Genomic DNA, 6,088 nt, shown 5'->3' on the forward strand with positions numbered 1-6,088 from the left:
AATTATCCCTGCTTTAAAAATGAAAGTATCTTCGCGTTCACCGTATCTGGTTTCTCGAGGAAAGGCAAATGCCCGGCATCAGTAACCGGGAAAAAATCCACTTTCAGTACACTGCGGATAGAATCGCTGAAGCGGAATGGTACCGTTTTATCATCCTTGCCCCAGATTAACAATACCGATTTATTGGCACTGTTAAGGCAAGCGTTACTCTCGCGGCCACCTTCGTTATAGTCATATAGGGTTGATACCAGGGCGTTCCTAAAGCCTTTATATTTCATTTGTGGCAGATAAAGCTCTTCCCATCCCGGATGTTGTTTGGGGTATTTAAAATCGGTAACCTGCCCTCTTGCCCGCTCCTTTGAATTTACAGCCTCGTTGTATATCGTTACATATTTAGGAGCATTGGGCTTTCTGTTTTCGTAAGCCGGATCAATAAGTATAACTTTGTTGATCAAATCGGGATGTTTGCAGGTAAAGTTGGTAACAATTTTGCCACCGAAAGATACACCGGCCAAATTGATTTTGCCCTGCAGCTTTAACTGTTTAATAAGGTCAAATAACTGGGTATCGTATAGTTCTTTATTATAAATAACAGCAGGTCTGTCAGAGTAACCCCGACCGTAGGTGTCATACCGTAATACTTTATAGCCTTTATTAACAAGATATTCATAGGTGCCATCCCATATATAATAGGGAACGCTAAAGCCATGAACAAGTATAACAACTGTGCCATTTTGGGGGCCTTTAAGCTCGTAATGAGTAATGCCCTGGCTTAGTTTGATAAAGCTGCCTGCAATATTTTTACGGTCGGCATCGGTTAAAGTTTTTTCCTCTTTATTGTTATATTCATAAAAACAATATAATATCAAAAAGGCTGCACCGAACAGAAATATTACAATTATTATACTTACTTTAAGTATTTTCATAGAGTATTAGATGATGATTACTAAAATACACAAATATTTAATCGGATTTAGCTGATTAACAGTTTAATTGTAAAATTAATATGCGCATAACAATTATAGGATCGGGCAACGTGGCAACACATATGGCGGCAGCTTTTAAAAATGCCGGTCACCGTATTGTACAGGTTTATAGCCCTAATATGCACAATGCGGCGTTGTTAGCTTATCATGTAGGAGCTGCAGCCATAGATGAAATCAGTAATATCGACCCAAACACAGATATATTTATTATCGCGATTAAAGACGATGCCATAGCCCAAACTGCCGAAGCATTAGCATCATATCAAAAACTAATAGTGCACACCTCCGGTTCAACAGGTATAGATGTGCTGTTGACTCATACTAATAAGGCCGGAGTACTTTATCCCCTTCAAACTTTTAGCAAAATCCGCGAAGTTGATTTTGCCACTGTTCCGTTGTGTATTGAAGCTGCAAATGATAATATATATGCTGATTTAGAGCAACTTGCAACTACTGTAAGCAATAATATTTATAGCATTAACTCATCAGGGCGCAGAATATTGCACCTGGCAGCAGTGTTTGCCTGTAATTTTCCGAATTACTTATATGGAGTGGCGCAACAACTGCTTACTGATCATGAATTGGACTTTAATTTACTAAGGCCACTGATATTGGAGACTGCTCAAAAGGTGCAGCAACAATCACCTGTGGCCGTGCAAACTGGTCCCGCTGTTCGTAATGATCAAACAACCATGGATGAGCATCTGCAAATGCTTGTTAATAAACCCCAGTTACAGGATATATATGCTTTATTGAGTCAGGGTATTATCAAAAACAATAATGGTGAGCCCGGGGATAAGTAATTTTGTTACTTTTGCCTAAATGAACATTTTTAAAGTAAAGATAAATTTCGAGGAAAAAGGGCATGAAGCCATTGAGCTGCCAATAGCCGAGGGAGAATCTGTATTGGACGTATGCCTGGAGAATGGCATAGAACTACAGCATAATTGCGGCGGAGTTTGTGGGTGTAGTACCTGCCACGTTTACGTTAACAAAGGAATGGATAACATCCAGGAAATTTCTGATAAAGAAGAGGATTTTATTGACAGGGCAGTTAACCCACGCATCAGCTCTCGTCTGGGTTGCCAGTGTGTAATTGTTGACGGCGATATAGAGGTTACCCTGCCAGATCAATCACAATTCCTTGGCCATTAAGAAATTTTAGAACAGCCCGAAAAGCCGGAAACGGTTTTGCTCAGAACGCGCTATGCGGCAAGAACAATAATTACGGGATGCCGTTAATGTGTCATTAAAACAGAGATAAATACCAAATATAACGTATAGCTTAATATTAAGCGTATAACACAAGAAAATGAGCGAGAACAGATTTGCCCTACCAATTCACTGGAACGATTACGAGGATATTGCCATTGAACTTTACGAAAAGTTTGGTGCCGAATTTGACGAATCAAAAATATACAGGATTCGTTTTACTGAGTTATTGGAGTGGGTGCTAAGCCTGCCCAACTTTGCCGGTACAAAAGCCGAATCAAACGAAGGTCACCTGGAGCAAATTCAATCGGCCTGGGTATATGAGTGGCGGGATAATCAATAGTCCTGTTTACAGAAAATAGTTAGCAGTTATTAGTTAAAAGTTAGCGTAATCTCCCGGCTTAGTCGTTTCAGAAAATTAATCTGAATGGCCGGTGTAATTAAAATAAAATCAGTGTAATCCTCCAATGGAATCATTCCTGAATAAGTTAAAAGATATAACCACATTTATTTTTGATGTGGATGGTGTACTTACCGATGGTTCTGTTTTTGTAACAGATAGCGGCGAGCAAAGCAGGGCCTTTAATATAAAGGATGGTTATGCCCTGCAGTTGGCTGTTAAATGCGGTTATAATGTTTGCGCCATATCTGGCAGCAGATCTAAGAGTGCCATATACCGTTTAAATAGTTTAGGTATCCAGGATGTTTATATGGGTACACATACCAAATCCCAGCGGTTTAAGGTTTACCTGGAAGAGAAGGCCATTATAGCTACCAATGTTTTATACATGGGCGATGATATCCCCGATCTGGAAGTAATGAAGCTTGCCGGCTTACCTGTTTGCCCGGCCGATGCGGTGGAAGAGATAAAAGCAGTAAGTGCTTACGTATCTCCTTACGGCGGCGGCAAAGGCTGCGCCCGCGACATCATTGAAAAAGTACTAAAAGTACAGGACAGGTGGATGAGCGAAGAGGCCTACAGCTGGTAAGTTAAGTAAAAAGTAAAAAAGTAGAAGTTCAAAGTCCTTAGTCTGAAAGTCTTTGCTCCTTGCTCGAAAAAAAGTCCTTTGTCCATAAATCTTTGCTCCTTGCTCAAAAAAAATCCTTTGTCCCAAAATCCATAAATTTTTGCTCACAATGAATATTCCCAAAATCATTCTTGCATCTAAATCGCCTCGCAGGCAGGAGTTGTTGAGGTTAATGGATATGGATTTTGAGGTAGTATTAAAGGATGTGGATGAATCATATCCCGAAGGTTTAACACCCCAGGAAGTTGCAGTTTATATTGCCCGCAAAAAGGCTGAGGCTTTTGATGAAACAATAGGGGATGAGGTAGTGCTTACTGCCGATACTATTGTTTGCGTTGAAGGCCAGATATTAGGTAAGCCCGAAACAGCGGAGCACGCTATTGAAATGCTGCAAATGCTATCTGGCAAAGTGCACCTGGTTATTACCGGTGTATGTCTTTTATATAAACATAAGTATAATAATTTTTTTGATGTATCAGAAGTATTTTTTCGGAAGTTGAGCCTTGAAGAGATCACCAGTTACGTGACCGAATATAGCCCGCTTGATAAGGCCGGTTCATACGGCATACAGGAGCGTATAGGGCTTATTGGTATCGAAAAAATATATGGGTCATACACCAATGTAGTAGGCCTGCCAACCGAGAAATTATACGCCCAGTTAATTAATTTAAATAAATAATATTTAAATTAAACCTTTCATTTCTCCATAGTCTAACAACAAAAAATAAGGGAGTAAATTTATCATGAAAAGAACTATTAACATGGGACTGGTAATGTTGCTGGTATCAGCCCTGTCTGCTTGCAGCAGTTACAACTATTACACCGCAGCCCGTAACAAAACCGATCTGTCAACCTATCGCACATTTGCCTGGTTACCGCCTGATGTTCAAACTAACAAAGCCGGTGCCGTAGTGAAAAAAGAGATTGGTGATGAAGCCGTAAAAAGTGCAACCATCACCGCGTTACAAAACAAGGGCTTAAAATTACAGGAAACCGATCCCGATCTGTTGGTAAGTTATTCAACAATAACCGGCAGGGGCGTAAAAAATGAATTTTACCCATCCTATTATGGTGGCCTGTATTCTGGCTTTGGCTGGGGCGGTTTTGGCTGGGGTTACCGTTCATTTTACGGTGGGTTTGGCGGCTGGGGCTTTCCTTATTACGGAGGCTATTATGGTGGATACTATGGCGGCGGTGTTGTTGCCCGTGTACCCTATAAAGAAGGCACCCTGATCATTGATATTATTGATCGTAACAAGCGCACACTGGTGTGGCGTGGCTTTGGTGTAGGTGAGCTTCACAATCCAAAAACAACACTTAAAGAATTGCCAAAGGTTGTTAACGGCATATTGCAGCAATTGCAATTAAACCAGGTTAATCGCCAACCGGTTTTAGATACCAAAAAAGTTTAAGATATTTTATTCCTCCTGCAAGCAATAAAACAAAAATCCCTTCGGGCCCTAAGCCTGAAGGGATTTTTGTTTGCGGTGTAAATGTATGGTGGCAAATATACCTGCAATAACAACCAGTACAATTACCCAGGTATCAAGGGGGCAAGGGTCAAGCGGGTCGGTACCATCACAGGCTTCGCCCTGGGCAAAAGTTATTAACGGGATGAAAGAAATTAGTATGAAGGAAAATATCTTCTTGCACATATCGGTTCGAGAGAAATAAATTATTGTTTGATTAACTTTTTTTGCCCTAAGGTTTTCTTCGTTGAGCTATCGGTCACTTCTACTATATAAGCTCCTGGGATTAAATTGTAAGCATTTACCTTGATGTTATCTCCCGGATTTTTTGAGTTGATAACCGTGTTCCCCATCAAATCGGTAACACGCACCTGTACCTGCTTAGGAATAGTTGACGCATTAATTTTAATATTGAACTGGGTTATAACCGGGTTAGGATAGACTGAAAAGAAATCATCTGCTGTTGATAGCTGGCTGTTGAAATTTAACGATGCTGTGCTGTAAGTAATATTGCCAAAAGCATCAACCTGCTTTAACCGGTAATTATTGACGCCGGTTAAAGGACTTTTATCCAGATAAGTATAAATGCCGCTACCATCGCTTTGCACGGTGTATAGTGTAGATCCATCCTCTCTTTCTATCGTGAAGTTGGTGAAGGTCGTTTCTTTTTCAACTTTCCAGGTTAATAAAGCCCCGTTTTTAACCGCTTTGGCTGTAAAACCAAGGAGATGGTAATTGTATTCGCTGTTTTTATGAAATACCAATTCAAAGCGATCGCTGCCATAGGAGGAAGCATCATTACGATTAACATGGAATAAATACTGTTTGTATTTGCTGAAAAATATAGAATCCTTTTTATAATGATCAATTAAATATACATCAAAGCGGGGATCAAGCGAATCAAAGCCGGTAGCTGATAAAGTATCGAGTATAGTTGATGATGAGGCGGAAGCGTAAAGCTTAATTCTCATTGATTCATCAATACTGTGCATATGATTGATGGCCAATTTTTTATTGCTGTTAAAGGCGTAACTTGTTAATGATACGGCGCTTCCAATCCCCTGCAGGTAATCCGCATCCTTATCGCTTTCATATTCATTTTTGGCCTCAGGTTCAAAAGTTAAAATAATATCATCGGCATTGATTGAATCCTGCGATAGTTTAATCCTGAGCATTTGGGATACCAAAGCACTTTTAAGCAAAAGACTGGTACCCGTATTTTGGGTGTTTATTTTGGCCCCTTCGTGAAAAGTAAGTTTTGCAGCAGTAACTGTTTTGAATGAATCCACCTTAACAAAAAATCCCTGGCCGCTTACGATGATGTGACTGGAGTTACGTGTACCCAATCCGCCTGCGGTACCTTGCTGGTAAACGCCATAGTTTTTGCTCCTGT

At 40.3% G+C, this 6,088-nt stretch carries 9 protein-coding genes; 6 read left to right on the top strand and 3 right to left on the bottom strand.

What is annotated here, in order from left to right:
• Window positions 1-2: 2 nt before the first annotated feature.
• Entirely contained in the window at window positions 3-926 is a 924-nt protein-coding gene (locus Q0R88_RS10340) for an alpha/beta hydrolase (protein WP_295715763.1), read from the bottom strand.
• An 80-nt stretch (window positions 927-1,006) separates the two neighbouring features.
• On the opposite strand from Q0R88_RS10340, the gene Q0R88_RS10345 reads away from it, so the two are divergent.
• From Q0R88_RS10345 to Q0R88_RS10370, 6 genes are all read left to right on the top strand, one after another.
• Window positions 1,007-1,789: a Rossmann-like and DUF2520 domain-containing protein gene (locus Q0R88_RS10345; RefSeq protein ID WP_295715765.1), complete on the top strand. Its 783-nt coding sequence runs from the start codon at window positions 1,007-1,009 to the stop codon at window positions 1,787-1,789.
• Window positions 1,790-1,808: 19 nt separating this feature from the next.
• The gene (locus Q0R88_RS10350; RefSeq protein WP_295715767.1) at window positions 1,809-2,141 is read left to right on the top strand and encodes a 2Fe-2S iron-sulfur cluster-binding protein; all 333 of its coding nucleotides are present in this window, start codon (window positions 1,809-1,811) and stop codon (window positions 2,139-2,141) included.
• A gap of 157 nt (window positions 2,142-2,298) precedes the next feature.
• Window positions 2,299-2,541 (top strand): Fe-S cluster assembly protein IscX, encoded by a 243-nt coding sequence (gene iscX / locus Q0R88_RS10355; RefSeq protein ID WP_295715768.1) that lies wholly within the window; start codon window positions 2,299-2,301, stop codon window positions 2,539-2,541.
• A 124-nt stretch (window positions 2,542-2,665) separates the two neighbouring features.
• Window positions 2,666-3,187, top strand: coding sequence for an HAD-IIIA family hydrolase (locus Q0R88_RS10360; RefSeq protein WP_295715770.1), 522 nt, complete (start codon window positions 2,666-2,668; stop codon window positions 3,185-3,187).
• A gap of 148 nt (window positions 3,188-3,335) precedes the next feature.
• Complete coding sequence (locus Q0R88_RS10365) at window positions 3,336-3,905, top strand: Maf family nucleotide pyrophosphatase (protein ID WP_295715772.1); 570 nt, start codon at window positions 3,336-3,338, stop codon at window positions 3,903-3,905.
• Window positions 3,906-3,969: 64 nt separating this feature from the next.
• On the top strand, window positions 3,970-4,638 hold the full coding sequence (locus Q0R88_RS10370) for a DUF4136 domain-containing protein (RefSeq protein ID WP_295715775.1): 669 nt from the start codon (window positions 3,970-3,972) through the stop codon (window positions 4,636-4,638).
• Between the two features lie 48 nt (window positions 4,639-4,686).
• Here the strand turns inward: Q0R88_RS10370 and Q0R88_RS10375 are convergent, their stop codons facing one another.
• Window positions 4,687-4,881, bottom strand: a complete 195-nt coding sequence (locus Q0R88_RS10375) for a hypothetical protein (protein WP_295715777.1) — start codon at window positions 4,879-4,881, stop codon at window positions 4,687-4,689.
• 20 nt (window positions 4,882-4,901) lie between these two features.
• On the bottom strand, window positions 4,902-6,088 hold a 1,187-nt coding region (locus tag Q0R88_RS10380; RefSeq protein ID WP_295715779.1), incomplete at its 5' end, for a T9SS type A sorting domain-containing protein.

This window comes from Mucilaginibacter sp. (assembly GCF_025362475.1).
In the GTDB taxonomy this organism is placed as follows: Bacteria; Bacteroidota; Bacteroidia; order Sphingobacteriales; family Sphingobacteriaceae; genus Mucilaginibacter.